Source organism: Rubrivivax albus, assembly GCF_004016515.1.
GTDB lineage: Bacteria > Pseudomonadota > Gammaproteobacteria > Burkholderiales > Burkholderiaceae_C > Rubrivivax > Rubrivivax albus.
Window position 1 is genome coordinate 533,573 of record NZ_SACT01000001.1, and the last position, 26,050, is coordinate 559,622.

Here is a 26,050-nt window from a genome sequence, read left to right on the forward strand (position 1 = left end):
CGGACTCAGCGCCGTCGCCGCCACCAGCCCAGGCCGGCACTCGTGCCGGCTGCGGGGCGGTACTCGCAGCCGATCCAGCCCTGCCAGCCGGTGGCGTCGATGACGTCGAACAGGTGCCCGTGGGCCAGTTCGCCCTGGTCGGGTTCGTGGCGGTCGGGCACGCCGGCGATCTGCAGGTGGCCCACGCGGCCCGTGGGCAGGTACTGGCGCAGCTTGGTGGTCACGTCGCCTTCGACGATCTGGCAGTGGTACAGGTCCATCTGCACCTTCAGGTTGGGCGCGCCCACCGCCTCGACGATCCGGTGCGCCTCGTCCTGCCGGTTCAGGAAGTAGCCGGGGATGTCCCGCGTGTTGATGGGCTCGATGAGCACGTCACGGCCGGCCGACGCCGCCTCTGCCGCAGCCCACGACAGGTTGGCCAGGTAGATGTCCTTCAGCCGTGCACGGTCGGTGCCCGAGGGGGCCAGCCCCGCCATCAGGTGAACGCGCGGGCAGTCCAGTGCCATGGCCGTATCCAGGGCCTGATGCAACCCGCGCCGGAACTCGCCTTGACGCCCCGGCAGGCAGGCCAGGCCGCGTTCGCCGGCGTCCCAGTCGCCGGGCGGCGCATTGAACAGCACCTGCTGCAGACCATGGTCGCGCAGGCGGGTGGCCAGTTCCGCCGCTGGCCAGGCATAGGGGAACAGGTACTCGACGGCCTCGAAGCCGTCCGCGGCGGCGGCCGCGAAGCGGTCGAGGAAGCCGTGCTCGGTATAGAGCATCGAGAGGTTGGCGGCAAAGCGGGGCATGGGTTCACCAGCTGGCGCCGAAGTGCCGGCGCAGTTCGTCGATCTGCGGCTCGCTCAGCGGCCCTGCGCGCGTCATCAGCCACAGGCGCGCGGTTTCCTCCAGTTCCTCGAGCACGGCGCTGGCCGTCGCCGGGCTGTCATGCCACACCACCGGGCCCAGCCGCTCCAGCATCACGGCGCGCAACGGCGCACCGCGCGACTGTGCGTTCGTGATCCGGCCGACCACGGCATCGGCCACCGCCGGGTCGCCCGGGCGGTGGTACGGCACCAGCGGGACGTGGCCGACCTTCATCACGAAGTAGGGCGTGATCGGCGGCACGATGTCGTCCGCCGCCCAGACGCCGGCCAGGGTCAGCGCCACCAAATGCGTGGCGTGCGTGTGGATCACGCAGCGCGCCGCCGGGTCGGCGGCGTAGATCCGCCGGTGCAGGGCCAGGGTCTTGCTGGCCGTGGCGCCGCCCAGGGGCTGGCCCTCACGGTCGACGTGGGCCAGCGCCGAAGGGTCGATGTCGCCCAGGCAGGCGTCGGTGGGCGTGATCAGCGTGCTGCCGTCCCCCAGCCGCACGCTGATGTTGCCGGCACTGGCGTGCACGTAGCCGCGCTGGTAGAGCGACGCGCCGCAGCGGCGGATCGCCTCTCGGGCGGCGTCGGCGTTCAATCCAGCACCACGTTGGCGTAGGCCACCACGTCGCGCCACTGTGCCGTCTCGCGGGACAGGTGGCTGGCGAAGTCGGCGGCGCCACGGAAGCCGGGCGTGATGCCCTGCGTCTGCAGCGCTTTCGACACCGCCGGGTCGGCCACGGCCTTGGCCACGGCTTGCTCCAGGCGTTGCACCACGGCCGCCGGTGTGCCGGCGGGCACGAGCAAACCGAACCACGCGCTGACGTCGAATCCCGCGACGCCGGACTCCTGCAGCGTTGGCACATCGGGCAGGGCCTGCGCGCGTGCGGCCGACGTGACTGCCAGCGCGCGAACCTTGCCCGCCTGGATCTGCGGCAGGGCAGGCGAGAGGTTGTCGAACATGTAGTCCACCTGCCCGCCGAGCAGGGCCGTCATCGCCAGTGCGCTGCCGCGGTACGGGATGTGCACGACGAAGGTGCCGGTCCTGAACTTCAGCAGTTCCGCCGACAGGTGCAGCGAGGTGCCGAAGCCGTTGGATGCGTACTGGTAGCGGCCGGGGCTGGCCTTCATCGCCGCCACCAGCTCCTGCACGCTGCGGAACGGCGACGCCGCGGGCACCAGCAGCACGTTGGGCTGGCTGCCGACGAGCGCTACCGGCGAGAAGTCCTGCGCCTTCCAGGGCAGCTTGCGGTACAGGTGCGGGCTGATCGCCAGCCCTGGCGAGCCGAGCAGCCAGGTGTTGCCGTCCGGGGCAGCTTTGGCGACGGCATCGGTGCCGATGTTGCCGCCGCTGCCCGAACGGTTGTCGATCACCACCGGCTGGCCGAGGTCGGCGGCCAGCGCCGGGCCGACGAGGCGGCCGACACGGTCGAGCAGGCCGCCGGGCGGAAACGGCACCACCAGGCGCTGCGGGCCGGTTGGCCAGGCCTGGGCGAAGGCCGGATGGGCGAATGCCGCGGCGCCGATGGCGGCCGCGAACTGACGTCGGTTCAGGGTCATGGTTCCTCCAGGATCGTGAAGGCTTCGAGGAAGAAGTCCGGGCCACCGAAGTTGCCGGATTTCAGCGACAGCAGCAGGCCGTCGGGCGCCTGCGGCGATACGGCGTGGCACCAGGGCACACCGGGGGCGATCTGCGGTCCGATCTGCAGCTGCGACAGGCCCAGAGCCTGCACGCAGGCGCCGGAGGTCTCCCCCCCGGCGACGACGAGCTGACGTACCCCGGCCTGCACGAGTCCACAGGCGATGCGTGCCAGCGTGTCTTCCACCAGCGCACCCGCGCGCGCCGCGCCCAGGGCCTGCTGCACGGCCTGCACCTGGGCCGGGTCGGCGGTGGCGTACGCCAGCACCGGGCCCTGCGCCAGCGCTGGCCGCAGCGCCTGCAGTGCCGCGGCCACCACGTCCTCGCCGCGGGCGATGGCCAGTGGGTCGACGCTGAATGCGGTCTGCCCGCTGGCCCGGAACCGTGCCACCTGCGCCTGCGTGGCCTGCGAGCAGCTGCCAGCCACGACGGCGCGGCTGCCGTGCACGGCTGGGAGCCGCGCCGCGGTGGCGGCGTCGGACACGCGGCCGGGCCAGTTGGCCGGCAGGCCGATGGCGATGCCCGACCCGGCGGTGACCAGCGGCATGCCGTGGAGCGCCGGCCCGATGCGGTGCAGGTCGTCGTCGCAGATCGCGTCGACCACGGCAATGCCCACGCCGTCGGCCCGCAGCGCGTCGAAGCGCTGGCGGATCGCGGCCGGGCCACGCGCGACCACGGCCTGCGGCACCAGCCCCACGCGGCGACGGGTCTGCGCCTGCAGCACGCGCACGAGGTTGGCGTCGGTCATCGGGGTCAACGGATGGTGGCGCATGCCGCTGTCCGACAGCAGCTGCTCGCCGACGAAGAGATGGCCCTGGAAGACCGTGCGCTGGTTGGCCGGGAAGGCCGGGCAGGCGATCGTGAAGTCACTGCCCAGGGCATCGAGCAGCGCGTCGGTGACCGGGCCGATGTTGCCCTGCGGCGTGGAGTCGAAGGTGGAGCAGTACTTGAAGTAGATCTGCGCCGCCCCTTGCGCCTGCAGCCACGCCAGCGCCGCCAGCGACTGCTGCACCGCCTCGGCGGCCGGGTTCGTGCGCGACTTCAGCGCCACGACCACGGCATCCACCTCGGCGCCCGGCGGTTCGGTGGGGACGCCGATGGTCTGCAGCGTGCGCAGCCCGTGGCGCACCAGGTTGTTGGCCAGGTCGGTGGCGCCGGTGGTGTCGTCGGCAATGCAGCCCAGCAGCAGGCCGTGCGCCGTGGCGGGGGCCGTCATGCCGCAGCACCCGGCAGCGTGATGCCGGGGAAGATCTTGATCACGGCGCTGTCGTCCTCGCGCCCGTGCCCGGCGCTGCTGGCCTGCATGAACATCTGGTGCGCGGTGGAGGCCAGCGGCAGCGGGTGCGTGCTGGCGCGGGCCGTGTCGAGCACCAGGCCGAGGTCCTTGACGAAGATGTCCACCGCGGACAGCGGCGTGTAGTCGCCTGCCAGCACGTGGGCCATGCGGTTCTCGAACATCCAGCTGTTGCCGGCCGAGTGCGTGATGACCTCGTACAGCGCTGCGGCGTCCACGCCCTGGCGCAGGCCCAGGGCCATGGCCTCGGCGGCGGCTGCAATGTGCACACCGGCCAGCAGCTGGTTGATGATCTTCACGGTGCTGCCGTTGCCGGCGCGGTCGCCCAGGCGGTAGACGCGCGCGGCCATGGCGTCCAGCACGGCACCGGCCTTGGCGTAGGCGGCCTGGCTGCCGGACGTCATCATCGTGATCTCGCCGGCCGCGGCGCGCGCTGCGCCGCCGGAGATGGGCGCGTCCAGGTAGAGCAGGCCGCGCTCGACCAGCCGGGCCTCCAGCGCGATGCTCCAGCGCGGGTCGACGGTGGAGCACATGACGAAGACGCTGCCAGGTGCCATCGCGGCCGCCAGGCCACCCTGACCGAAGAGCACGTCCTCCGTCTGCGCCGCGTTGACCACGACACAGACCACCACCGGGCACCGTGCGCCCAGGTCAGCGGGGGTGTCACAGGCCGTTCCACCCTCGGCGGCGAAGGCCGCGGCGGCTCCGCTGCGCACGTCGTGCACGTGCACCGCGAACCCGGCGCGTCGCAGCGACGCTGCCATGCCGCGCCCCATCGCGCCCAGACCGATCACCCCCACCGCGCTGGCTGTCATCTGCTGGCTCCGGACCTGAAGTCGTCAGGTTGTCAGACAAATTATGGGGTGGTCGACGTGGCAGCGCCTTTGGGGGATGCCCGGGGGTGGTCGAGGGTCGAACCCCGCGCGGGCCTCGCGCGGATGTGGTGCCGATGTACTGGCGGGCGTGACGCCGTGCCTGCCGCGTCGCCGTGCGACGCGAGGCGACCGCCGCGGCTCAGCCGGTGTGGTCGACGCCCTGCGCAGCGTGCGCCGCCAGCTCCTGGCGCAGATGCTCCGCCAGCGCCTGCCCACGGCGCCGCCAGAAGCCGGCGTCGGCGCGGCCGATGCGCTCTGCAGCGCCCACCATGTGGCGCGCGCCTGCCAGGCGGGCCGCCAGTGCATCACCGGCATCGATGGCCGCCACGATGGCAGCGTGCTCGTCACGCACCTGCTGGCCCAGCTCGGCACGGGTGGCCTCGTTGGCGCGCGTCACGCGCGTGGCGTCGAGCAGGAAGCGGTTGAGGTAACCCAGCGTGGCCAGCAGGTAGGGGTTGCCGGCGGCGTGCGCGATGGCGGCATGGAACGCGACGTCGGCCTCCACGCCGTCGCCGCCCCGGGCCACGTCGCGGTCGACGGCGGCCAGTGCCGCGCGGATGCGGCGCAGGTCGCCTGCGCTGCGCCTGGCCGCGGCCAGCGCGGCGCTCTCCGCCTCCAGCGCACGCCTTACCTCCACCATCTGGATCACCGCCGCCATCGAGCCGTCGGGCGCCAGCGCCAGGGACGGCGCGGGCGCTGCTGGCTGGGCCACGAAGGCACCGGCGCCCTGTCGCGAGGCCACCAGCCCCAGCGTCTTGAGCCGCGACAGCGCCTCGCGGACCACCGCCCGGCTGACACCGAAGCGCGCCACCAGCGCGCTCTCCGTGGGCAGCCGCGCACCGGGCGGCAGCTGCCCTTCGCGGATGCCGGCGGCCAGGGCGTCGGCCAGCTGCTCCGACAGGCGCAGGCCCGTGCGCAGCGGTGGCAGCTGTTCCAGTGGCAGTTGATGGGGCATGGTGTGCCGTGCTGCTGTCGTCAGTACTGCGAGGCCGGCACGCGCAGCACGAGCCCCTGCATGTCACCGGTCAGCATGACCTGGCAAGACAGCCGGCTGCCCTGTTCGCAGGGCGCGGCAGTCAGCGCCAGCATCGCCTGCTCGTCCGAAGACGGTGGCGGCAGGCGTTCGACCCACGCCGGGTCGACGACGACGTGGCAGGTGGCGCAGCGCAGCTGGCCGCCGCATTCGCCCACGATGCCGGGCACGCCGGCGCCGGTGGCCGCGGCCATCAGCGAGACGCCCTCGGGCGCCTCGAAGGCATGGATCTCGCCGTCGGCCTCGATGAAGGTGATGTCAGGCATGGCAGGCAGTGTCGGCGGGGTGTGGCCGCGAATTGTGGCGGCGCGTCAGCGCGGGCGGAACATGCGGAAGCGCGCGGCCGGGTCGAGCTCGAAGTAGTCGGCCGGCCCGCCGCCGCGCATCACCGGGCGCGCGGCGGCGGTGTCGTAGATGCCGTCCACCAGCAGGTGGCGGTCGATGTGCACCGCCACCACCTCGCCCAGGGTCAGCCAGGTGTCCACGGCATTGCCATCGGCGCCCTGCAGTCGGATCAACTGCGTCAGCCGGCACTCGAAGGCCACCGGGCTCTCGGCCACGCGCGGCGGCGCGACGATCTGCGACGCCTCGGGTGTCACCCCTGCGAGCTGGAACTCGTCGACCTCGGGCGGCACCGCGGCGCAGCTCTGGTTCATGGCCTCGGCCAGCGGACGCGTGGTCAGGTTCCAGACGAACTCGCCGGTCTGCTCGATGTTGCGCACCGTGTCCTTCCAGCCAATGCTGGCAAAGCCGATCAGGGGCGGCGTGTAGTTGAAGGCGTTGAAGAAGCTGTAGGGCGCCAGGTTCAGCGTGCCGTCGGCGGCACGGGTCGAGATCCAGCCGATCGGCCGCGGGCCGACGATGGCGTTGAACGGGTCGTGCGGCAGGCCATGGCCGTGGCGCGGTTCGTAGGAGTGGCGGTCGGGCATGGCGCAAGGCTAACCCGTCGCCGCCCGGGGTGCTGGACGGGGCGCCGTACCGGACGCTTGAAGCCGGCGGAAGTGGCCGCATGTGACTACCCATCGACGGCTTCCCCGAGATTGCTTCCGTGGCCCCCTGGATCGCCGTCGGCGTGCTGCTGCTGGCGCTGACCGCGCTGGTCGGCGTCTTCCTGGGCCCAGCCGCCTGGCGGCGGCTGCGCCAGGCGCGCTGGCGGCAGCAGCCCTTTCCGACGACCTGGCGGCGCATCCTGCGTCGGCGCTGGCCGCTCTACGCGCGCCTGCCGCCCAACCTGCAGGCCCGGCTGCGCCGGCAGATGCTGGTGCTGCTGGCCGAGACGCCGTTCGTCGGCTGCAACGGCCTGGCCGTGACCACCGAGATGCGGGTGCTGGTGGCCGCGCAGGCGGCCCTGCTGCGCCTGCGCGACGATGCCGGCAGCTTCCCGAACCTGCGCGAGGTGCTGCTCTATCCCGCGGCCTTCGTCGTCGACCGCACGGTGCCCGACGGCGCTGGGCTGTGGCGCAGCGAACGCCGCGTGCAGTCGGGCGAATCCTGGCAGCGCGGCCAGGTGATCCTGTCCTGGCCCGACGTGCTGGCCGGCGCAGCCGACCCGGCCGACGGCGAGAACGTGGTGATCCACGAGTTTGCGCACCAGCTCGACCAGCAGCGCGGCGCGGCCACCGGCGCGCCCTTCCTGGGCCACCGTGACCGCTACCCCGGCTGGGCCGCGGCCTTCGGTACCGCCTTCGCGGAGACCCGCCAGCGCGAGGCCGCCGGCCAGCGCACGCTGATCGGCGCCTACGGCGCCAGCGCGCCGGCGGAGTTCTTTGCCGTGGCCAGCGAGCGGTTCTTCGAGTGCCCGGCGGCGCTGGCGCAGGCCCATCCGGCGCTGTACCACGTGCTGTCGGTCTACTACGGCGTCGACCCGCTGGCCTGGTAGCCGGCGATCGGCCTGGCGCGGCCGGTCATGCCACCGGGCCCGATCAGCGACACTGCGGGTATGCACACCCCACGCGTCGCCCTCGTCACCGGTTCGGGCACCGGCGTTGGTGCCGCCACCGTCACGGCCCTGGCCGCGCGGGGCTGGCACGTCGTGATCCACTATGCGCGCAGCGAGACCGAGGCCCGCGCCACCGAGGCGGCCTGCCGCTCGGTGGGCGAGGCCGCCGGCGCGCAGACCCTGCTGCTGCAGGGCGACGTGGCCGACGACACCGCCTGCCGCGCCCTGGTGCAGGCCACGCTGGACCGCTGGGGCCAGCTGGACGCGCTGGTCAACAACGCCGGCATGACCAGCTTCGCCGGCGCCGCCAACTGGGACGCGATCGACGCACAGACCTTCCAGCGCATCGTGGGCGTCAACGCCATGGGCGCGTTCCAGATGATCCGCGCCGCCGCACCGCACCTGCAGGCCAGCGGCGGCTGCGTGGTCAACGTCAGTTCCACTGCGGGCGCGCTGGGCATCGGCTCGAGCGTGCCCTACATCGCCAGCAAGGGCGCGCTCAACGCGATGACGCTGTACTTCGCGCGGGCGCTGGCGCCCGCCGTGCGCGTCAACGCCGTGTGTCCGGGCCTGATCACCACGCGCTGGTTCAGCGACGGCATCGGCGAGGAGGGCTTCCGCAAGGTCAAGGCCGGCTACGAGGCGGCGGCGCCGCTGGCGCGTGCGAGCGAGGCGGAGGACGTGGCCGAGGCCATCCTGTGGCTGATCGAAGGCGCCCGCAGCACCACCGGCGAGCTGCTGATGCTCGACGGCGGCATGCACCTGGGCGCGCGCAGCGGGGTACCGGTGCCGGGGCGAGGCTGAATGCGCCACAAGCGCTGAGCTGCGGCGTCGAGACCGACCGGCCTGACACGTCGTCCTGACGTCGGGCCGGGCGGGCCCACACCAACCGATGCTTCGATGAATCCGACCGACACCGCCACGGCGCCCAGCCTCTGGCAGGAACTGCGTGCCGCCGTCCGCGGCACCGGCGCCGACTACACGAAGATCCCGCTGAAGCGCGCGGTGTTCCTGCTCGCCGTGCCGATGGTGCTGGAGCTGGTGCTGGAGTCGACCTTCGCCGTCGTCGACATCTGGTTCGTCGCCCGGCTCGGCCCCTCGGCCGTGGCCACGGTGGGGCTGACCGAGACCTTCCTCTTCCTGCTCTACGCCATCGGCATCGGGCTGGCGATGGCGGTCACGGCGGTGGTGGCCCGCCGCACCGGCGAGGGCGACCGCCCTGGCGCGGCGGTCAGCGCCGTGCAGGCGATCGTGATCGCGGTGCTGGCGTCGCTGCCGTTCGCCGTCGCCGGCATCGTCTGGGCGCGTGAACTGCTGGCGCTGATGGGCGCCGACGCCTGGACGCTGACCCACGGCGTGCGCTACCTGCAGTGGATGCTGGGCAGCAACGTGGTGATCATGCTGCTGTTCGTGGGCAACGCCATCTTCCGCGGCGCCGGCGACGCCGCGGTGGCGATGCGGGTGCTGTGGGTGGCCAACGCACTGAACATCGTGCTCGACCCGATCCTGATCTTCGGCTGGGGGCCGATCCCGGCGATGGGGGTGGAAGGCGCGGCCATCGCCACCGTCATCGGCCGCGGCACCGGCGTGGCGATGCAGACGTGGATCCTGCTGCGTGGCAGCCAGCACCTGCGCATCACTTCGGCGCAGTGGCGGCTGGAGGCGGCCACCTTCTGGCACATCGTGCGCACCTCGCTGGGCGGTATCGGGCAGATGATCGTCGCGATGACGGCCTGGATCTTCCTGATGCGCATCCTGGCCGAGGTGGGCAGCGCGGCCGTGGCCGGCGCGACCATCGCCATCCGCATCATGATGTTCACGCTGATGCCGGCCTGGGGCCTGTCCAACGCCGCGGCCACGCTGGTGGGCCAGAACCTGGGGGCCGGCGAACCGGCCCGGGCCGAGGCCGCGGTCTGGCGGATCGGCTGGATGACGATGGCCATCACGTTGGCCGTGTCGGTGGTCTTCTTCCTGTTCCCGCGCGAGCTGATGGGCCTGTTCACGGGCGAGCGCGCCGTGGTGGACATCGGCGCCGAATGGCTGCGCATCCTGTCGTACTCGTACTTCGTCTACGGCTGGTGGATGGTGGCGGTGCAAGCCTTCAACGGCGCCGGCGACACGGTGACGCCGACGCGCATCAACCTCGTGTTCTTCTGGCTGATCCAGATCCCGCTGGCCTGGGCGCTGGCGCTGCACCTCGGTCTTCAGGCCACCGGTGTGTTCTGGGCCGTGTTCGTCTCCGAAACCTCGGTGGGCGTGTTCACGCTGTGGCTGTTCTCCCGCGGAGGGTGGAAGCACGCGCGGGCCTGAGGCGGCCGTCGCGACCATTGATGGCCATCAATACCCCAGACGGTTTATCGGAGTTCACAGTCACCAGGCAGTCCCGCAGCGGACACACCCGGCCGAAGCGGGGCGATTCAAACCCGGGCAAGGTGGCGACGAAGGTGAACATCTGGACCAAGACCGCAGCACTGTCTGCCGTGATGTGTGGAGTGAGCGTCGGCAGCGCGTGGGCGCAGATCACGGATGCCGACATGGGCAGGCTGGAGTACGAGAGCAACTGCGCGACCTGCCACGGCGCCAGCGGCAAGGGCGACGGGTGGCTGAAGGGCTACCTGACGAAGTCGCCCAGCGACCTGACCACGCTGTCCAAGCGCAACGGCGGCGCGTTCCCTAACCAACTGGTGTGGGAGATCATCGACGGCCGCACCTCGGCCGACATCGGCCCGCACGGGTCGCGAGACATGCCGGTCTGGGGCCGCACGTTCCGTGCGCAGGCGATGCAGTATCCGGGCATGGCGGCGCAGCCGGAGTGGTTCGTGCGCGGGCGCATCGTGGCCCTGCTGGACTACCTGGCGCGCATCCAGGTGAAGTGACAGCCGGCCGGCGCGCACCGCCGTCACGCGCGTCGGCGGGCGCACGCCGGCTGCTGCCGGTTCAGCCCAGCGGCGCCATCGCCGCGGCCTGCACGCCCTGCGCCCGCAGCGCGTCGTTCGGCGCCACGCCGCGCAACAGGGCCGCGGCCAACATGGCCGCGCCCTGCGCGCTCTGGATGCCGTAGCCGCCCTGGCCGGCGAGCCAGAACAGGCCGTTCGCATCGCTGCCGATGACCAGTTCGCCGCTGCGCGAGAAGGTGCGCAGCCCGGCCCAGGTGCGGCGCGGGTGGCGGATCTGCAGTGCCGTGTCCTCGCCGATGTGGTGGATGGCGGTGGCGATGTCGAGTTCCTCGGCCACCACGTCGTGCGGCGCCACCGGGTCGGCGTTGGCCGGGCTGCCCAGCAGCTGGCCGGCGTCGGGCTTGACGTACCAGCGCTCGTCGATGGCGGCGGTGACCGGCCAGCCGCGGCAGTCGTGGTCGGCCGGGGCGTCGAAGGTGAAGGCGCTGCGGCGCTTGGGTTGCAGGCCCTGCGGGGTGCTGCCACAGCGCTCGGCGACCACGTCGGCCCAGGCGCCAGCGGCGTTGACCAGCCGCTCGGCGCGCAGCGTGCGGCCGTCGGCCAGCGTCAGTGTCCAGCCCTCGGGCGTGCGCGTGGCCTGCTGCAGCTCGGCATCGCACCACAGCGCGGCGCCCTGGCGCCGCGCGCCGCGCAGGTAGCCCTGGTGAAGCGCGTGCACATCGACGTCCATCGCATCGGGTTCCCACAGTGCGCCGAGCAGGGCACCGTGGTCTGCGGTGTGCTCGCGGAGCAACGGCATGCGGGCTAGCGCCTCGGCCGGGCCCAGGCGTTCGATGACGGTGCCGGTGGCGCGCAGGCCGGCTTCGGTGCTGTCCAACGCTGCGGCGTGCGCCGTCCAGGCGACGTAGAGCGCGCCGCGCGGCGACAGGATCGGTGCGTCGGCGAAGCCTTCCGGCGGTGCAGTGTAGAAGGCCCGGCTGGCGCGCGTGAGCGCGCGCGCTTGTGGCGGACCGTAGCTTTCCATGAACATCGCCGCGCTGCGACCGGTGCTGTGCACGCCCGGCTGGGGCTCGCGCTCCAGCAGCAGCACGCGGGCCTGCGGCGCCAGCGCATGGGCCAAGGCGCCACCGGCAATGCCGGCCCCGACGATGGCGACGTCGAAATCCAGACCCATGCCGATGATCAGCGTCGCCGCTCGGGGTCCCGCATCAGCGTGCTCTTGCCGAACAGGCTCTCGACGAGATCGACCGCCAGCACGGCGGTCTTGTTGCGCACGTCCAGCGCCGGGTTCAGTTCCATGATGTCCAGGCTGGCCAGGCGGCCGCTGTCGGCGATCATCTCCATGCACAGCTGCGCCTCGCGGTAGGTGGGCCCGCCGGGGATGGTGGTGCCCACGCCGGGCGCGATCTCGGGGTCGAGGAAATCGACATCGAAGCTCACGTGCAGGTGGGTGTTCGCGTCCATCGTGGCCAGGGCCAGTTCCATCGCGTGGCGCATGCCCATCTCGTCGATGTAGCGCATGTCGAAGACCTCCAGCCCGACCTGGTGCACGAAGCGCTTCTCGCCGGGGTCGACGCTGCGGATCCCGATCTGGCGCACCACCTTCGGTGCGATCGCCGGCACGGTGCCGCCGATCTCGATCAGCGCCTGTGGCCCATGGCCGCATAGGCAGGCCACCGGCATGCCGTGGATGTTGCCGCTGGGCGTGAGCACGCTGGTGTTGAAGTCGGCGTGCGCATCCAGCCACAGCACGCGCAGCTTCTTGCCCGCCTCCCGGCAATGCCGGGCCACCGCGCTGATGCTGCCGATGGCCAGGCAGTGGTCGCCACCGAGCAGGATAGGCATGCGGCCCGCGTCGAGCTCCGCGTGCACCGCGGTGTGCACCGCCTGGTTCCAGGCCACCACCTCGGGCAGGTGGCGGTAGCCGTCGGTGGGCGGCTGCCACGGGTTGGGCGGGCCGGCGAGGTTGCCGCGGTCCAGCACGTCCAGGCCATGGGCTTCCAGCGCGGCCTGCAGGCCGGCCACGCGCAGGGCCTCGGGGCCCATGCTGGCACCGCGGGCGCCGGCGCCGATGTCGGTCGGCGCGCCGATGAGGGAGACGGGTCGGGTCATGTGGCCATTGTGCGCGGAGCGACGCTACCGTGCGACGCGCGACGGCCTTTCCGGCCGCGCTGGCCGCTTGCCGCACCCCGCGTGCGGTGCTAGCGTGCCGCCGTGGCCGCCGAGGTCTTCCTCTCCTACGCACGGCGCGCGCACCGCGCGGAAGCCCGCGCGCTGCACGACGCGTTGGCCGCCGCCGGCGTGACGGTCTTCCTCGACGAGCAGGACATCGCCGACGGCGCGGCCTTCCCTGCGGCCATCGGTGCGGCCCTGATGGCCGCGCGCGTGGCCGTGGTCTTCGCCGGCGTCGCGTACTTTCAGCGTCCCTGGTGCGTGCACGAGTTCCGGCTGCTGACCAGCGGCTGGCGGCTCGACCCGTCGCCGCCCGACAGCGCGCCCGACCTGTCCGACGCCGTCGTCGTCGCCCTGCCGACGGCGGGGGACGTCGAGGCCGTCGTCGCGCAGCTGCCCCCCGCGCTGGCAGCGGTGTCCTGGCCCGCCGCCGACCGTGCCGACGCACTGGCGGCGCTGGTGCGGGCGCGGCTGCAGGGTGGCGACGGCCGCAGCATCGGCGAGCGGCTGGCCGCGCTGGCCGACGACACGCTGGTGCGTCTGCGCTCCGGCGCCGACCAGCCGCTGCCGTGGGCGGCGCCGGCACCGGCACCCGCCGAACCCGCGGCGCCGGTGTGGCTGACCGACGACATGCCGGTGCCGCGCGGCGCCGACTTCCACGGGCGTGCGCTGCTGCTGTGGCGGCTGGTGCACGAGGCGGTCAGTGCGCGCGCCTACACGCCGGCACGTCGCGTGGTGCTGCAGGGCCTGGGCGGCAGCGGCAAGTCGCTGTGCGCGGCCGAGTTCGTCGCCCGGCACGCGCGGCGGGCCTTTCCTGGTGGCGTGGTCTGGGTGGACGCGGCAGCAGGCCCCGATGCCCTGGTCGCTGCCGGGCTGCGGCTGTGGGCCGCGCTGGGCCCCGAGCCCACGTCGGCCCTGCCCGACGACGCCGCTGCCGGCGCACGCTGGCAGGCGCTGTCCGCACCACTGGCGGCCCGGCTGCAGGCGCGTGTGGCCGCGGGGTCGATGCTGTGGGTGATCGACAACCTGCCCGAGCCCGGCGCGGGCAAAGGTGGCATCGGCGACTGGTGTCCTGCGCCGCGTCATCTGTCGGTGCTCGTCACCACGCGCCGCAGCGATGTCCTGCGAGACAGCGACGCCACGCTGACCATCGGCCCGCTGGACGTCGCCACCGGGCTGGCGCTGCTGACGGCGCCGCCGGTGCAGCCCGGCTGGCTGCCGGCCGAGCGCTGGGCCGCGGTGGTGCGCTGGGTGGGCGGGCTGCCGCTGGCGCTGACGGTGCTGCGCGCGGCGCTGCTCGACGGTGGCCTGGCCGTGGCCGAACTGGCGGCATTGCCCGAAGGGGAACCAGCGGCCGAGACCGAGCGCCTGATGCAGGCCTTGCGTGGCGAGGTGGACGACACCGCGCTGCGCGGCGCGGCCGAGGCCTTCGGCCTGGCGCTGCAGGCGCTGCAAAACGAACCCGGCCTGGCCTCGGCGGCGCTGACGCTGGCCCTGCTGGCACCGGTGGCGCTGGGCGAGCCCCTGCCGGCGGCTGCCGTGGGCACGCCGGCCGTGGGCCGCCTGGCGCGCCGCGGCTGGCTCCAGCCCGCGGGCGACGCACACACGCGCCGCTTCACGCTGCACCGGGTGCCGGCCAGTGTGCTGCGCCACCAGATGTCCGCGGGTCCCGACGATGCGGCCGACGCCGCGATCGCCGCGGCCCTGGGCGGGCTGGCCGCGGTGGCCGGCGATGCCGACGCGCGCGTGGCGCTGCACCTCGACGCGGTGATGCGCCGCCTGGTGCGCCGCGGCCAGGCCGGTGCGTCGGTGTTCGATGCTGCGCGCCGGCTGCTGCAGGCGGTGTTCTCGCAGCCCACGGGCCGCGGCCTGCGCTTCGTCGCCGCGCAGGCCGCCGGCGTGATGGGTCTGGGGGCGGACCTGGTCGGCGCGCTGCGCGCCGCACACGACAACGGTGACGACGCGGCCACCGAGGCCCTGCCGCACACGCTGCAGGCGCTGCCGCGCGAGCCGGCCGCGATGGCCTGGCTGGCCGAACTGCTGCGCGACCGCCGGCCCCGCGTGCGCTGGCAGGCGATGGCGCACGCGCCGCCGGTGGAAGCGCTGGTGCAGCCGGCGCTGGCAGCCCTGCTCGACGGCACCAGCGACCGTGACACCGGCTTCTACGACGGCTTCCTGCGCGAGCCGGCGCTGCTGCGCGCGGTGCTGCCCGCGCTGCTGGATACCGCGGCGCATGGCCATGCCGCGCAGCGCCGCATCGTGCATGCGCTGTGCGGCAAGCTGCTGGCGGCACACGGGCGCGCCTTCGAGGCCGGCGGTTTCAGCGGGGCGGCGCTGCGGCGGTGGTTGCTGAACCACGCGCTCAAGGGCGCCGATGCCGATGCGGCCGGCGCCGCGGCGGCGGCCCTGGCCGCTGGCGACGCTCCGTTCGACGACGAGAGCTGGCCGGCGCTGTGTGCCGCGGTGGACGCGGCGGCCGCAGATGATGCGCTGCGCATCGCGCGCCTGGGCCTCGTGCGCCGCTACCTCGATTCCACCCGGCACAGCGCGCCGCGCGACGTGCGCGTCGAGCGTGACGACGAGGGCGGCGTGCGCGTCAGCGGCCAGTTCTTCCAGACGCCGGACCCCTGGCCGCCGGCCGTGGTGCCGCGCCTGATCGGCTGGGTGGTCGACGGCCCGCAGGACAGCGTGGCCGCAGCCGCGGCGCTGCTCGTGGCCGACGACCAGGGTCTGCACGACGCGTCGGACTGGGCGCACGCGCAGGTGGACGCCGGCCACGGCGCTGCGGTGCGCCGGCTGGCCGATGCCGTGCTGGCGCTCGGCGACGTGGGCCCGCGTGCGGTGAACGTGCGCTGGTGGCGTGCGCGAGCGGCGCTGGCCGACGGCGACCCCGCCGCGGCCGTGCCCGACCTCGAGGCGGTGCTCGAGGCGCAGCCCGGCTTCGACGAAGCGCGGCTGGCGCTGGCGGACGCCTGCCTGACGGCGGGTGAGGCGGCGATGGCGGCACAGGACGGCGCCGCCGTGCTGGCCTGGGGCCGGCGTGCCGAGGCGGCGAAGCCCGACGCGGTGGGCGCGCAGCAGATGCAGGCCGTCGGCCACCACCTGCTGGGCGACTACGCCGGCGCCGAGGCCGCGGCGTCGCGCGTCATTGCGGCACGCCCCGACGACGGCCAGGGGTGGTGGCTGCGTGCGCTGTCGCTCCTGGCCATGGGCCAACGTGACGACGCACGCGCCGATGCCGCCGAGGCGCTGCGCCTGGCCCCGGACGATCCACGTTTCGCCGCGTTGGCCGCGGACCTGGCGGGCTCCGGGTGAAGCGCGCGCGACGGCGCGCTCACGCCAGCTCGACCGGCTGCGCCTGCATCGCCGCGGCCAGCGCGCCGTACACCTCGGCCCAGGCGTCGCGGTCCTCGGGCGTGAAGTCCTCGCCCAGGCCCTGGGCCAGCGTGGCCAGCAGCGCCGCACCCACCGTGTCGTAGTGCCGCGCCTGCACGCCGTAGCCTTCGTGGCGCTGGCCCAGCGCGCGCAGCGCGGGCAGCAGGACCGGCAGATCGCCCAGCCCGCGGACGGCGACGTCGATCATCTGCACCAGCCGGCGGGCCTGGACCGCCATGTCACCGCGGAACAGCGGCTGCAGCGCAGGGTCGGCAGCGAAAAGGTTGCGGTAGAAGAGCGCGCCGGCGGCGTCGGCCATCGGCTGCACGCGAGCCCAGCTGGCCTGGACGCGCTGGATCGTGTTCGGATGCATGGTGTTGTCCTCGAAGGGTTGACGGCGGCACTCAGTTCGCCACCCAGGCGTTCTCGAACGCCCACTTGATGACCCGGCACTGGTACCCGCCGTTGGGGTAGCCCTGGCCGAGTTCCTTGCGGCTGGAGTTGATGGTGACGGCGGCCTCGACGTTGATCGGGAACACCATCACGCAGGCGTCCAGGCCGCCCGATCCCGTGTGGTCCCAGTCGCCGCCGTGGGTGTGGTACGTGCCGAAGATGCCCTGCGCGTAGTCGTAGTCGGTGGGGTTCATGAAGCCGAGGAAACCGGTCTTCATGGCCTGGAACTGCGCCGCAGGCATCAGGTCCTGTGTGTAGCGCAGGTAGGCCAGCGTGCGCGCCAGGTTCGTGGCGCTGATCTGCACGCCGAAGCCGCCGCAGTTCAGGGCGCGCGAGGGCTCGGCGTAGCCAGGGTTGCCGCTGTCGGGGAAGTCGTACTGGCGCGTGGCGTTCGTGCCCTGAGGCTCGCAGCTGAAAGGCACGCCGGCAGCGTCGAAGACGGTCTGGGCATACGACAGGAAGGCCGCCGAGGTCAGCGCGCCTGCGTTGAAGGGCAGCGCCGAAGCGTCCAGGCCGAGCAGCTTGGCGGTGATCACGCGCAGCAGGCCGAAGTTGGCGTTCTCGTAGTCGAAACCTCCCTTGCCCGGCACGGGCTGCGCCGCCATCACCTGCAGGCTCAGGTAGTCGTTACCGCCGGGGGCGTTCTGGCCGAATCCGCTGGTGTGCGTCAAGAGCTGGCGGAAGGTGATGCCGTGGACATCGGCGGGACGTGTCCAGCCCAGCGGCAGCCAGGGGCCGATGGCGGTGTCCACCGACAGCCCCATCTCGGCCAGACGGCGCAGCACCACGATGGCCGTCATCGTCTTGCTGACGCTGGCCACATGCATCTTCTTGGTCGGCGACTGGGGGGTGGGCGGCTGGTCGGCCCCGGTGCGGGCCAGGCCCGAACTGCCGCTGCGCGCCAGGTTGCCGCCTTGCGACAGCGCATACGACCAGCCCACGGTGTTGGCGTCGAACACCCCACGCAGGTTCTGCTCGAAGCGGTCCATGCTGAAGACCACGGTATTGGCCGCCAGGCCGAAGGCGCCGGCGTACTGCTGGCCTGCACCGCCGTAGTCACCGGCGTCGAACAGGGCGTCGGCGGTGCGCAGCGCGGACTCCGCCGGCGCCAGGCGACCGGCGCCGACGCCGACGGCCAGGGCCAGGTCCAGGGTGCTGCGGCTGGTGCGGCGCGCCGCCTCGCGCGCGGCCTGCACGGCCGGCAGCAACAGCGCCACGGCGGGCGGGTCGATCACGGCTGCGATGTCGAGTGCCTGGTCCATCGCGGCCTGGCCGTCGGCCATCGCCGTCAGCACGCCGACCAGGTGCTGGGGCGTGGCGTCGCTGCTGCCGGCGTGCAGCTTGGTCAGCCCGGCGGCGTAGCCCGTGTGCGCTGCCTCCAGCGCGCCGAGCATCGCCGTCGGAGCGGTGGCCAAGGCCTGTTCGACGGTGGACAGGACTTGCGGCAGCACGATGGCCAGGCCGGCCGGGTCACCCGGGCTGGCCTCCGGCGCCTCGTCGACACCTTCGATCGGCGCCTGCTTCAGCAGCCTCAGGTAGTTCTTCACCAGGCCCGGCAATCTGGCGGGTGCAGGCGACGCGGCTTGCGCCCGGGCCACGGCCAGGCGCAGCGCGTCGGCCGGGGTGGGCGCCGTGGCCGCCGACGCGGCAGATCCGTACAGGCACTGGCCGGAGGCCAGGGCCAGCACGGTCAGGGCTTGTGCAGAGCGGTGGGGCGCCAAAGTCAGATGGAGCTTGGGTTTCATGGGTCTCTCCTCGAGTGAATCGGACGGGGCCGTATGGGCGGGGTGCCGCGCCGTGCGCAACGCGACCCGGGATCAGGAGGTGAGCGCGTGGTTGCCGGCGCGGGCTGTGCCCCGACGGGCCCGGCGGCGACCGAAGAGCGCCAGCGTGGCGACGCCGGCCAGCGCCAGGGGCAGGGAGGCCGGTTCCGGGACCGGCTGTCGTGCCACGTCGAACACGAAGTTGTCCCAGACGACGTGCGGCCCGCGGCCGCCGGTGCCCACCAGGCGCAGTTCATCGACGAGCGCGTTGCTGCTGCTCATCAGAGTCTGGAAGACCTCGCCGCCGCCCAGCGCGTAGCTGCCGAAGTCCACCACCTCCAGGCCATCCAGAAAGCCCAGCAGGTCGAAGGTCGCGTGCAGGCTGTCGTGGCGGTAGAGGTCGAAGGACAGCAGGCGGAAGTTGCCGCCGCTCTGGCGCGCGATCCGGATGCTTTCGCCGGCCGCGAGCGCCGTGTCCTGCAGCACGGTGTCGGTCACGCCGGCCCAGCCCTGGGCGCCACCACCCTGGACGATGAACCCGTTTTCGGTATAGGGCAACGGGCCGTCCCCGCCGCCGAAGTCGATGGTGATCGGCGCGGCCAGACAGGCCGGAGTGGCCAGACCCAGAAGCAGCGGCGCGCAGCGCCACGCGTGCGCAACACGGTGAAAGATGGATGTCATGAAGTCGTTCCCGGAACACAGTGGAGGGTGCTGCAACGGCACGACCGTGCCGCCGCGAGGTGCGTGACGCCGCCGGCGGTCAGGCCCCGGTGACCGCCTGGCCGACTCGCCCGGTGGCACGGCGACGTGCCATGGCGACGCCCGCGAGCCCCAGGCCCAGCATCGCCATGGTCCCCGGCTCCGGCACCGCCGGGACGCGCAGCGCGGTGCCGAAGGTGACGTCGTCGATGCCGTAGATGTCGTTGCGCACGCCGTGGAAGGTCAGGCTGTCGAACGGTGTGTCGCTGGTGAACCCGAAGAACGTCAGCTGCAGGTTGACCGGCTCGCCGGGCACGGTGATGAAGCTGCCGTCGGCGCTGAACTGCGTGCGCTCGAATTCGTCGTTGATGCCCTTGAAGTCGGCGCCGAAGGCCGTGATGGGCTGGTCGAAGCTGAACGTCAGGTCGATGCCGGTGTCGGTGAAGACCATCAGATGCGTCGAGCCATTGATGTTAGTGGAGTTCGACGTCAGTGGCGGTGCGTCGATCAGGTTGTAGATCGTGCCCGCGCCAGGCGTCATCGACAGCGTGAAGGCGCCGACGTCCACGGCACTGGTGTGGAAGCCGGTGTCCTTGACCCAGCCGTCGAAGCTCTCCGTGGCGGTCTGCAGCGTGGCGGCAAGGAATTCGGTCCGGTCGTCGAAGACCGTGAACTCGGCGCGTGCGCTGGTGGCAGCGACGGTGGCCAGGATGGCCAACGATGCGATGGCAGTGCGACGCGCTGGCCGGGTGGCCGGGCGACGGCGAGCGGGAACCTGTGCAGTGGCGCTGCAGGTGGGACGGATGGTGGTCATGGTGGGCTCCTGGACAAGGGGTCACGATCTGGAGGATCGATGACCGGCAGTGTCGGGAGCGCCGCGCGCGCTGTCGTCAGGAAGCGGTCGGGTTTGCGTCGGTTTGCGGCGGGGTGCCGGGGCGCGGTGCGCGCCGGCGGTCGCCGTCGGATGTGCGCAGGCCCACCCGCAGGGCCTCGGCCTGCCCCAGCGCCGCGCCGGTGGCCTGGAGATCCTCGTGTTCGCGCGCGCCGAGTGCAGTGTCGAGGAGCGCCGACAGCCTGGCGATGGAACGCCGCGTGAAGGTGCGCGGCCCATAGGCCCCGCAGCCGCGCACCGGCGAGTCGAACCAGCCCAGCAGACGCGCGGCATCGGCGCCGCGGCCTTCGTGCCAGGCCAGCCACGCCATGGCCAGCCACAACAGCTCGGTGATCTGCATGGTGCCCAGCGTGGGCACGGCGTCGGCCAGCGCGGCACGGGTACCTGCCACGTCGCCGGCATCGGCGCGCATCGCCGTGTGCATGACCAGCAGCTGGGTCTGGCCACGCAGCCGGCCCGCGGCACGGATCTCGTCGATGGCGGACTGGCCGATGGCCAGCGCGCGGTCGACCTCGCCGAGGTCGTGCTCGGCCAGCATCAGCGTGTGGGCGGCAATCCAGCTCTCGGCCTGGGCCTCGAGGTCGCGCAGCAGGGCCAGGTCCTCCCGGCAGGCCTGCAGGAAGGTGTCGGCGTGGCCCAGCAGGCGCTGGTCCTGGGCCCAGGCGCTGCGCATCAGGCGCGTTCGCATGGGCCCCCAGGACGGTTGGACCAGTTCGTACATGCGGTCGACATGGTGGGCCCGCGCCACGTGCTCGCCCACCTCCAGTGCCAGGGCCCAGGCCAGGTAGTGGGCGTAGTGGGCCCGTGGCGTGTCGCCGTGGTCCTCGAAGGTCTGCACCGCGCGGCGCGCCAAGGCCAGGTGCTCCTCGGCCGTGAGCATCGGCGTGAAGCGGCAGAGCGTGCCCACGGCCAGATCGATGCCTGCGCGCCGCAGGGGATCACGGTGGGTCTCGGCGCTGGCGCGCACCGCGAGGCAGAAGCGCGCGCCTTCGGCCGACAGCGCCATGCGCTGGAAGTAGCGGGCCGAGGCAGCCACCAGGTCCAGCCGTGCGTCGGTCACCGTGGGGTCGTCGGCGTGGGCTTCGGCCCAGCGCAGCGCGCTGCGCAGGTTTTCCAGCTCCGGCTCCAATGGGGCCAGCCAGGGCAGTTGGGGCACGTCCAACGCCTCGGCCTCGGCCTCGGTGAACAGCGCCACCATGGCCAGCAGGTGCCGCTGTGCCGTCGCGTCTGCCTCGCCGCTGGACTCCAGCTGTTCCAGGGCGTACTCGCGCACGCTCTCCAGCATGCCGATACGGGCGTCCGGCGCATCGGGTGCTGCGGCCACGAGCATGGACTTGTCGCCCAGCGTGGCCAGCGCGTCGAGCGTGGTCCAGGGGTCCTCGCCCGGGGCGGTGGCCACGGCGCGGGCCGTGGCGGCCGTGAACCCGCCGCGGAACACCGCCAGCCGGCGCAGCACGCGTTGTTCGGTGGGCGTGAGCAGCGCATGGCTCCAGTCCAGCGTGGCGCGCAGTGTGCGCTGGTGCGGCAGGGCGGTGCGTGCGCCCTGCGTCAGCAGCTGCAGGCGGTGTCCGGCGGCGTCGTCCTCGAGCTGCTCCGCCAGACCGTGCACCCCGAGCACGGGTACCCGTGCTGCACCGAGTTCCAGGGCCAGCGGCAGGCCATCCAGCGAGCGGCAGATCTTCGCCAGCGCCTGCTGCTGCGCCGGCCCGGGCGTGAACCCTTGCAGCCGCGCGCCGATGCGCGTCACCAGCAGCCGCAGCGCGGGGTTGCCGGCCATGTCCGCGGCGGTGCTGTCCTCGCCGCCGGCCGGCACGGGCAGGGGTGCGACGCGCCAGACCTGCTCGCCTGGCAACTGCAGCGGCTCCCGGCTCGTGATCAGGAGCCGCAGCCCGGGCAGGTGGGGCGCCCAGTCGGCCAGCCAGGGGGCCAGAACGTCGAGCAGGTGCTCGGCGTTGTCCAGCACCAGCAGGAGCGGCTGGCCACCGATGGCGCGCACCAGCTCGGCGTCACTGCCAGTGCCCAACGGGGCGATACGCAGCGCACGGGCAAGTGCGCTGCGCAGGATGCCGGAGTCGGTCGTGGCCGGGGCCAGGGGCGCCAGCGGCAGCCACCAGACGCCGCCGGCATGCCGCCCCTGTCGCGCCCGGGCCACCGCCAGTGCCAGGCGGGTCTTGCCGACGCCGCCGGGCCCGGTGAGCGTGAGCAGCGGAGTGCTGTCCACCTGCTCGCACAGGGCGGCGATGTCCTCGTCGCGGCCGAACAGCGCGGGCCCGGGCGGCGGCAGGTTGCCGTCGGGTGCCGGTGCCGCAAGGCCGGCCATGGCCTTCGAGAGCGGCCCGGGCGCCGGTTCAGTAGCCGACGCTGCCGCCGGCGTGGGTGCCTGCTCGGCGATCACGTCGCCGATGAAGCGGTAGCCCCGCCGCGGCACGGTCTCGATCCAGCGCGGGGCCTTGGCATCGTCGCCGAGGGCGGCACGGAGTTCGCTCACCACGGTCTTGATCGCGCCTTCGCTGACGAAGCGTCGGCCCCAGACGATGTCGAGCAGGTCGTCCTTTGGCACCAGGGTCTGCGGCCGGCGGACGAGACAAACCAGCAGTTCGAACGACTTCGGCGGCAGGTCCACCACCGTGCCCGACCGGCGCAGCCGGGCGTCGGGGATGTCGAGCTCGAACTCGCCGAAGCGGATCATTGGGACGGCACTGCGCTCGGTCACCGGCACATTCTGCCGCCAACGACGGCGCTGACCGGAAACCGACGGTGTGCTGACGACTTCGGGCGGCGCACCCCTCAGACTGCGCTCACCCCCCTTGCCTGGAAGCATCATGAGACAACCATGCCCACAGACCTTTGCCTTGCGGCTGATCTCGCCGCCCAACGAGGGCCAGGTCGGCGAGATCGAACACGTGCTCAGCGGGGAACGAAGACGCTTCTCCAGCGGCGCAGAGTTGTTGTCGGCGCTGCAAGGGCTGCAGCGGGACCTGGCAGATGCGGTGTCGACAACGGCCGGATCAGCGGTCGTGCCTCACCGTTGAGCCTCAGGTCAGCACCGACTGCTGCGCGATGCCCGCGTCCACCAGCACGTGCTGGCCGGTCATGCCGTTGCTGTCGTCGGCGGCCAGGAACAGCGTGGGCCGCGCCACGTGGCCGGGGTCGAGGCGGATCTTCAGGCACTGCGCGTCCAGGAAGGCCTGGTCGGCCGCCGGGTCGCGGTGCAGCGTGGTCTGGCGTTCGGTGACGATGGCGCCGGGCACGATGGCGTTGACGCGGATGTGGCGCGGGCCGAGTTCGCGCGCCAGCGTGCGCGTGAGGCCCAGGATGCCGGCCTTGGCCGTGGTGTAGCCCACCAGGTTGGGCCGCCCGCGCAGCCAGCTCACCGAGCCCATGTTGACGATGCTGCCGCCGCCGGCGGCCGCCATGCCCGGTGCCACGGCCTGGATGGCGAAGAAGTAGTGCTTCAGGTTGAGTGCCAGGCGGTCGTCCCAGAACTCCGGCGTCACGTCCTCCATCGCATGGCGGTCATCGCGGCCCGCGTTGTTGACGAGCACGCCGACGGGGCCGAGCTCCTGGGCCACACGGGCCAGCAGGGCCTGGTAGGCTGGCACGTCGCGCACGTCGCAGGGCGCGTACCAGGGGGCTGGATGCCCGGCAGCAATGCACTCGGCGATCAGGGCGTCGCCGCCACCTTCGCGCGTCCCGCAGAAGGCGACGCGGGCGCCCTGGGCGGCAAAGGCACGCACCAGTTCGGCACCGATGCCGGAACTGCCGCCGGAGATGAAGACGACCTTGTCGCGCAGCGACGGGTAGCTGGCATAGGTGTTCATGGCTGCCAGACCTCGGCCATGTCCACCACGCGCCGCTCGGCGATGCTGCGGTGCGCGGCGATGCCGGTGGCCACGCTGCGCAGGCCTTCTTCCAGCGGGATCTCGGCCGGCCGCCCTTCGCGGAGCGCGGCGGCGAAGCGCTGGTGCTCGATGTAGGACGCACCGAAATGCGCGCCGGCGTAACGGATGTTCGTGTCCCACACGCGCCGGGTGTCCACCCCGCGGCCGGTGCCCGAGGCCTGGCCCCAGGCGGCGCGGCGGCCCCAGTCGGCGCGCCGGCTGTGGCGCAGCACCAGGGACGGCAGCAGCGATTCGAGCTTGCCTTCGTCGCCCACGATCACGAGGTGCTCGTTGTCGGTGGAGCCTTCGGCGAACATGCACAGGTCCAGGCAGGCGCGGGTGCCGCCGGGGTACTCCACCACGACGTAGGCGTTGTCCAGGATGTCCGGCACCTTTCCCTCGTAGTTTTCGTCGAGGTGGTTCACGCTCTGCGCGCCGCTGGCGAACACGCGCGCCGGATGTTCACCGACGATCAGGTCCATCAGGTTGAAGTAGTGGCAGCACTTCTCGACCAGGGTGCCGCCGGTGTTGGCGCTGAAGCGGTTCCAGTCGCCCACCTTGGGGTAGAACGGCTCTCGGTGCTCCCGGATGGCTACCTGGTGGACGCGCCCTACCGCGCCGCCCTGGGCCATGCGGATGGCCTCGGCCACCGGCGGCATGTAGCGGTACTCCTGCGCCACCCAGGTCAGCGGCTTGCGGCCCGCGGCCAGCTGCAGCAGGTCGAAACCGTCTTCCATGCGCGTGACGATCGGCTTCTCGGCCAGTACATGCAGGTCGGTGGCCAGCACGTCACGCAGCACGGCGGCATGCGTGAAGTTGGGTGAGGCCACGATCACGGCGTCGCAGCGACCGCTGTCCAGGAGTTCGGCATGCGCGTCGAACATCATGGGCGTGAAACGACATTGCCGGGCCAGCGCTTCCGCTTGGGCGCGGCTGTTCGCCTCGGGGTCGGCGATGGCAGTGACCTCGGCGCCGCCGAGCGCTGCGAGGTTGAGGATGTGCTCGCGGCCCATGCTGCCGCAGCCGATGATGCCCCAGCGGATCGTTGTTGCTTCCATTCAATGGGCCCCTTTCGACCCGGAGCGGCCGTTGGACCTTTGTCCGTTTGCATTGGCGCGGGCCACGGAGGGCGGGCCTGGCCTGTCGCTCCTGTCCCCCGGCTCGCGCAGGGCGCTCGCCTCCTCCTTGACCTCGCGCCAGGCCAGACCCGCCCTCCGCGGCCGGACACAGCGAAGCGGTCGGCCGGCATGCCGACTCGTCCATCTGGCTGGAGTCCCCTTCCCGGAGGGGGGCTGGCGGGGAGACGTCGAACGCACTGGAGCCCCTTCCTGGAGGGGGCTCGGGGGAGCCCACGGAAAGCGGGTCGTCAGGCCCAAAGGAGCCGAAGGCGAGTTTGGGTCGATGGCCGTCATCCCTTGAGCCCGCCCTGTGTCAAGCCGCTCACCACCCGTTCCTGGAACACCGCGATCAGGATTGCAATCGGCACGATGGCCACCACCAGCGCGGCGGAGATCACCGGCCAGGGGAAGACGAACTCCGTCTGATAGAGCGTGATGCCCACGGGCAGCGTCCGCATCGACGGGTTGGAGTTCAGCGACAAGGCGAGCAGGAACTCGTCCCAGGCGTTCACGAAGCTCAGGATGCCGGCGGTGAACACGCCGGGGGCGGCCAGCGGCACCACCACGCGCCACAGCGCGCCCAGGCGGGTGCAGCCGTCGATCATCGCGGCGTTCTCGATGTCGCGCGGGATGCTCTGGAAGAAGCTCACCAGCACCAGCGTGCACACCGGCAGGCTCAGCACCGTGTAGGGCAGCACCAGGGCCAGGTAGGTGTTGAGCAGGCCCAGGCCGCGCATGGTCTCGAAGATGGGCACCAGCAGCGTGATCAGCGGGAACATGCTGCTGGCCACGATGGCCGTCAGGATCCACTGCCGGTGTCGCAGGTTCAGCCGCGCGATGGCGTAGGCCGCCAGCGCCGAGACGATCAGCGTGACGACGGTGGAAATGGCGGCCACCGCGGCGCTGTTGGCCAGGAACTTCAGCAGCGGCTGGTCGGTGAAGGCCGCCACGTAGTTGTCCAGCGTGGGGTTGCGCGGGATCCAGGTGATGGGCCGCGTCACCAGTTCGGCCTCGGTCTTCAGGCTGGTGAGCAGGATCCACAGCGCCGGGAAGAAGCCATTGAGCACCACGATCGCCGCGGCGATCCAGCGCAGGCGCGGGCCGCTCCAGGGCGATGCGTAGACCGGCGACGTCATGGCGATGCCCTCCGCGCGACGCGCTGCGGGATGAAC

General features: G+C 72.5%; 22 protein-coding genes and 1 pseudogene. 5 read left to right on the plus strand and 18 right to left on the minus strand.

Translation table 11 applies throughout. From position 1 onward, the window contains the following. Window positions 1–5 precede the first annotated feature (5 nt). From otnI to ENE75_RS02495, 8 genes and pseudogenes are all read right to left on the minus strand, one after another. Window positions 6–788: a 2-oxo-tetronate isomerase gene (gene otnI, locus ENE75_RS02460; RefSeq protein ID WP_128195270.1), complete on the minus strand. Its 783-nt coding sequence runs from the start codon at window positions 786–788 to the stop codon at window positions 6–8. Window positions 789–792: 4 nt separating this feature from the next. Next, the gene (locus ENE75_RS02465) at window positions 793–1,446 is read right to left on the minus strand and encodes a class II aldolase/adducin family protein (RefSeq protein ID WP_128195272.1); all 654 of its coding nucleotides are present in this window, start codon (window positions 1,444–1,446) and stop codon (window positions 793–795) included. Continuing rightward, entirely contained in the window at window positions 1,443–2,408 is a 966-nt protein-coding gene (locus tag ENE75_RS02470; protein WP_233258886.1) for a tripartite tricarboxylate transporter substrate binding protein, read from the minus strand. Before ENE75_RS02470 ends, ENE75_RS02465 begins: the two co-directional genes overlap by 4 nt. Continuing rightward, a complete protein-coding gene (gene otnK, locus ENE75_RS02475) occupies window positions 2,405–3,703 on the minus strand; it encodes a 3-oxo-tetronate kinase (protein WP_128195274.1) in 1,299 nt (432 codons plus the stop codon). Before otnK ends, ENE75_RS02470 begins: the two co-directional genes overlap by 4 nt. Beyond that, window positions 3,700–4,599: pseudogene (gene ltnD / locus ENE75_RS02480) on the minus strand (L-threonate dehydrogenase); the annotation flags it as partial. The pseudogene ltnD and the gene otnK, both read right to left, overlap by 4 nt. A 196-nt stretch (window positions 4,600–4,795) precedes the next feature. Next, window positions 4,796–5,611, minus strand: a complete 816-nt coding sequence (locus tag ENE75_RS02485) for a FadR/GntR family transcriptional regulator (RefSeq protein WP_128195278.1) — start codon at window positions 5,609–5,611, stop codon at window positions 4,796–4,798. Window positions 5,612–5,631: 20 nt separating this feature from the next. Beyond that, a complete protein-coding gene (locus tag ENE75_RS02490; RefSeq protein ID WP_128195280.1) occupies window positions 5,632–5,955 on the minus strand; it encodes a 2Fe-2S iron-sulfur cluster-binding protein in 324 nt (107 codons plus the stop codon). Between the two features lie 45 nt (window positions 5,956–6,000). Continuing rightward, window positions 6,001–6,618 carry a flavin reductase family protein gene (locus ENE75_RS02495; protein ID WP_128195282.1) on the minus strand — a complete coding sequence of 206 codons (618 nt, stop codon included), beginning with the start codon at window positions 6,616–6,618 and terminating at the stop codon, window positions 6,001–6,003. 119 nt (window positions 6,619–6,737) lie between these two features. Here ENE75_RS02495 and ENE75_RS02500 point away from each other — a divergent pair, with 119 nt between their 5' ends. From ENE75_RS02500 to ENE75_RS02515, 4 genes are all read left to right on the plus strand, one after another. Next, window positions 6,738–7,568 carry a M90 family metallopeptidase gene (locus ENE75_RS02500; RefSeq protein WP_199232195.1) on the plus strand — a complete coding sequence of 277 codons (831 nt, stop codon included), beginning with the start codon at window positions 6,738–6,740 and terminating at the stop codon, window positions 7,566–7,568. A 60-nt stretch (window positions 7,569–7,628) separates the two neighbouring features. Next, window positions 7,629–8,432, plus strand: a complete 804-nt coding sequence (locus tag ENE75_RS02505; RefSeq protein ID WP_128195284.1) for an SDR family NAD(P)-dependent oxidoreductase — start codon at window positions 7,629–7,631, stop codon at window positions 8,430–8,432. A 96-nt stretch (window positions 8,433–8,528) separates the two neighbouring features. Beyond that, window positions 8,529–9,938, plus strand: coding sequence for an MATE family efflux transporter (locus ENE75_RS02510; RefSeq protein WP_128195286.1), 1,410 nt, complete (start codon window positions 8,529–8,531; stop codon window positions 9,936–9,938). Between the two features lie 134 nt (window positions 9,939–10,072). Continuing rightward, a complete protein-coding gene (locus ENE75_RS02515) occupies window positions 10,073–10,504 on the plus strand; it encodes a c-type cytochrome (RefSeq protein ID WP_233258887.1) in 432 nt (143 codons plus the stop codon). A 61-nt stretch (window positions 10,505–10,565) separates the two neighbouring features. On the opposite strand, the gene ENE75_RS02520 is transcribed toward ENE75_RS02515, so the two are convergent. Next, window positions 10,566–11,699 (minus strand): NAD(P)/FAD-dependent oxidoreductase, encoded by a 1,134-nt coding sequence (locus ENE75_RS02520; protein ID WP_128195288.1) that lies wholly within the window; start codon window positions 11,697–11,699, stop codon window positions 10,566–10,568. Window positions 11,700–11,707: 8 nt separating this feature from the next. Beyond that, entirely contained in the window at window positions 11,708–12,637 is a 930-nt protein-coding gene (rocF, locus tag ENE75_RS02525; RefSeq protein WP_128195290.1) for an arginase, read from the minus strand. Between the two features lie 102 nt (window positions 12,638–12,739). Between rocF and ENE75_RS02530 the strand changes: the two genes are divergently transcribed. Next, window positions 12,740–16,012: a TIR domain-containing protein gene (locus ENE75_RS02530; protein WP_128195292.1), complete on the plus strand. Its 3,273-nt coding sequence runs from the start codon at window positions 12,740–12,742 to the stop codon at window positions 16,010–16,012. A gap of 19 nt (window positions 16,013–16,031) precedes the next feature. On the opposite strand, the gene ENE75_RS02535 is transcribed toward ENE75_RS02530, so the two are convergent. From ENE75_RS02535 to ENE75_RS02575, 8 genes are all read right to left on the minus strand, one after another. Next, on the minus strand, window positions 16,032–16,445 hold the full coding sequence (locus ENE75_RS02535) for a globin family protein (protein ID WP_128195294.1): 414 nt from the start codon (window positions 16,443–16,445) through the stop codon (window positions 16,032–16,034). Window positions 16,446–16,476: 31 nt separating this feature from the next. Next, window positions 16,477–18,270 (minus strand): serine hydrolase, encoded by a 1,794-nt coding sequence (locus ENE75_RS02540; protein WP_128195296.1) that lies wholly within the window; start codon window positions 18,268–18,270, stop codon window positions 16,477–16,479. Window positions 18,271–18,342: 72 nt separating this feature from the next. Continuing rightward, a complete protein-coding gene (locus tag ENE75_RS02545) occupies window positions 18,343–18,969 on the minus strand; it encodes a PEP-CTERM sorting domain-containing protein (protein WP_128195298.1) in 627 nt (208 codons plus the stop codon). Window positions 18,970–19,048: 79 nt separating this feature from the next. Beyond that, the gene (locus ENE75_RS02550) at window positions 19,049–19,801 is read right to left on the minus strand and encodes a PEP-CTERM sorting domain-containing protein (protein WP_128195300.1); all 753 of its coding nucleotides are present in this window, start codon (window positions 19,799–19,801) and stop codon (window positions 19,049–19,051) included. A 76-nt stretch (window positions 19,802–19,877) separates the two neighbouring features. Then, window positions 19,878–22,592 carry an ATP-binding protein gene (locus tag ENE75_RS02555; RefSeq protein WP_158288839.1) on the minus strand — a complete coding sequence of 905 codons (2,715 nt, stop codon included), beginning with the start codon at window positions 22,590–22,592 and terminating at the stop codon, window positions 19,878–19,880. Window positions 22,593–22,914: 322 nt separating this feature from the next. Continuing rightward, window positions 22,915–23,700 carry an SDR family NAD(P)-dependent oxidoreductase gene (locus tag ENE75_RS02565; RefSeq protein WP_128195306.1) on the minus strand — a complete coding sequence of 262 codons (786 nt, stop codon included), beginning with the start codon at window positions 23,698–23,700 and terminating at the stop codon, window positions 22,915–22,917. Beyond that, window positions 23,697–24,818, minus strand: a complete 1,122-nt coding sequence (locus ENE75_RS02570) for a Gfo/Idh/MocA family protein (protein ID WP_128195308.1) — start codon at window positions 24,816–24,818, stop codon at window positions 23,697–23,699. Before ENE75_RS02570 ends, ENE75_RS02565 begins: the two co-directional genes overlap by 4 nt. 350 nt (window positions 24,819–25,168) lie before the next feature. Next, the gene (locus ENE75_RS02575; RefSeq protein ID WP_128195310.1) at window positions 25,169–26,014 is read right to left on the minus strand and encodes a carbohydrate ABC transporter permease; all 846 of its coding nucleotides are present in this window, start codon (window positions 26,012–26,014) and stop codon (window positions 25,169–25,171) included. Window positions 26,015–26,050: the final 36 nt, after the last annotated feature.

Bases quoted from the DNA above. Each gene is read 5' to 3' on its own strand.
- otnI (WP_128195270.1), bottom strand. From the start codon at position 788: ATGCCCCGCTTTGCCGCCAACCTCTCGATGCTCTATACCGAGCACGGC.
- ENE75_RS02470 (WP_233258886.1), bottom strand. From the start codon at position 2,408: ATGACCCTGAACCGACGTCAGTTCGCGGCCGCCATCGGCGCCGCGGCA.
- otnK (WP_128195274.1), bottom strand. From the start codon at position 3,703: ATGACGGCCCCCGCCACGGCGCACGGCCTGCTGCTGGGCTGCATTGCC.
- ENE75_RS02485 (WP_128195278.1), bottom strand. From the start codon at position 5,611: ATGCCCCATCAACTGCCACTGGAACAGCTGCCACCGCTGCGCACGGGC.
- ENE75_RS02490 (WP_128195280.1), bottom strand. From the start codon at position 5,955: ATGCCTGACATCACCTTCATCGAGGCCGACGGCGAGATCCATGCCTTC.
- ENE75_RS02495 (WP_128195282.1), bottom strand. From the start codon at position 6,618: ATGCCCGACCGCCACTCCTACGAACCGCGCCACGGCCATGGCCTGCCG.
- ENE75_RS02505 (WP_128195284.1), top strand. From the start codon at position 7,629: ATGCACACCCCACGCGTCGCCCTCGTCACCGGTTCGGGCACCGGCGTT.
- ENE75_RS02510 (WP_128195286.1), top strand. From the start codon at position 8,529: ATGAATCCGACCGACACCGCCACGGCGCCCAGCCTCTGGCAGGAACTG.
- ENE75_RS02520 (WP_128195288.1), bottom strand. From the start codon at position 11,699: ATGGGTCTGGATTTCGACGTCGCCATCGTCGGGGCCGGCATTGCCGGT.
- rocF (WP_128195290.1), bottom strand. From the start codon at position 12,637: ATGACCCGACCCGTCTCCCTCATCGGCGCGCCGACCGACATCGGCGCC.
- ENE75_RS02535 (WP_128195294.1), bottom strand. From the start codon at position 16,445: ATGCATCCGAACACGATCCAGCGCGTCCAGGCCAGCTGGGCTCGCGTG.
- ENE75_RS02540 (WP_128195296.1), bottom strand. From the start codon at position 18,270: ATGAAACCCAAGCTCCATCTGACTTTGGCGCCCCACCGCTCTGCACAA.
- ENE75_RS02545 (WP_128195298.1), bottom strand. From the start codon at position 18,969: ATGACATCCATCTTTCACCGTGTTGCGCACGCGTGGCGCTGCGCGCCG.
- ENE75_RS02550 (WP_128195300.1), bottom strand. From the start codon at position 19,801: ATGACCACCATCCGTCCCACCTGCAGCGCCACTGCACAGGTTCCCGCT.
- ENE75_RS02565 (WP_128195306.1), bottom strand. From the start codon at position 23,700: ATGAACACCTATGCCAGCTACCCGTCGCTGCGCGACAAGGTCGTCTTC.
- ENE75_RS02570 (WP_128195308.1), bottom strand. From the start codon at position 24,818: ATGGAAGCAACAACGATCCGCTGGGGCATCATCGGCTGCGGCAGCATG.
- ENE75_RS02575 (WP_128195310.1), bottom strand. From the start codon at position 26,014: ATGACGTCGCCGGTCTACGCATCGCCCTGGAGCGGCCCGCGCCTGCGC.